This window comes from Oliverpabstia intestinalis (assembly GCF_009696065.1).
GTDB lineage: Bacteria > Bacillota > Clostridia > Lachnospirales > Lachnospiraceae > Oliverpabstia > Oliverpabstia intestinalis.
In genome coordinates, this window is the sequence record NZ_VUMS01000087.1 from 1 (window position 1) to 1,221 (window position 1,221).

At 41.1% G+C, this 1,221-nt stretch carries 2 protein-coding genes; both read right to left on the bottom strand.

Going from position 1 to position 1,221, the window contains the following annotated elements:
* Window positions 1-859: IS3 family transposase (locus tag FYJ57_RS15035; protein WP_154433281.1), on the bottom strand; the 859-nt coding region annotated here is incomplete at its 3' end.
* Window positions 856-1,140, bottom strand: coding sequence for a transposase (locus FYJ57_RS15040; RefSeq protein ID WP_154433282.1), 285 nt, complete (start codon window positions 1,138-1,140; stop codon window positions 856-858). The genes FYJ57_RS15035 and FYJ57_RS15040, both read right to left, overlap by 4 nt.
* Between the last annotated feature and the right edge of the window lie 81 nt (window positions 1,141-1,221).

Sequence of the window (1,221 nt, forward strand, 5' to 3'; positions counted from 1 at the left end):
CATTTGGTGACATGTAATCGCAATGACTATGGATTCGCTTGGTGTTATAGAATGCCTCCAGATATTCGAATACCAATCGATATGCATGATTATAGTCGCGGATTTTGAAGCGATTCAGCCATTCGCGCTTGATCAGTGAATGAAATGATTCAATGCAGGCATTATCCCATGGATAAGCCTTTTTAGAATAACTGCACTGCATGTTTGCAGTGACACGTTTGTATTCCTTTGAAACATACTGTACGCCGCGATCGGAATGCATAATCAATGGTTCTTCCATTTTTCGTTTTGCCTTGGCTTTGTTTATTGTTTCAATCACGCAGGACGCTTCCAATGTATTTGACAATGTCCAGGCAATGATTTTTCTGGAATATAAATCCATAATACTGGTCAAATAGACGAAGCCATCTATCGTCCAGATATAGGTAATGTTAGAACACCAAACTGCATTTGGCCGTTCTGGATTAAATTGTTCATCAAGGATGTTTTGAAGTTTGCTACTGAAATCGGAGTCTCTTATGGTGATTGTCCACGGCTTTACCCACTGAGCCTTAATGCCCATTTGTTTCATGTACTGCCCAACAGTACGCTCGGAAATAGTTTCTCCTGTTTTGCGTAACACTTGTGTGATTTTGGGAGCACCGTAATTCTGTTTAGATTTATCGTAAATATCCTTGATTTTGGCTTTTACTGATTCCCGACGCTTTTCAGCATTGGAAGGAACATGTTTCAGCCATGCGCGATAGCCAGAACGTGAAACGCCAAGTATTTTCAACATTCCGGAGACAGAAACACGGCGTTTAGCCTTGTGGGCTGCTTCTGCCTTCTCAGTAACTTCGAGGTAAATGGCTTCCGTCATTTTCCCAGAATGTTGATGGCTTTTTTTAATACATCAAGTGCATCCTGCGCATCACGTAGTTCACGCTTTAAACGTGCAATTTCCTTTGCTTCATCAGAAGCATAGTTGCCAGAACCACGGCTCTCAATGTCTCCGGTATCACGCAGTTCTTTCTGCCAGCGAGACAGTGTCTGATGACTGATTCCTAAGTTTGAAGCGCAACCCTGCAATCCTAATTCTCTGTGATCATGATAATACTGGATTGCATCCAATTTAAATTGTTTGTCATAGTGCTTTGCCATAATGAGATCCTCCTTCAGTGCGGTAACTACATAGTACCATAAAATTTGTAATTAGGGATTCTCATTTTGACTTGTACTATT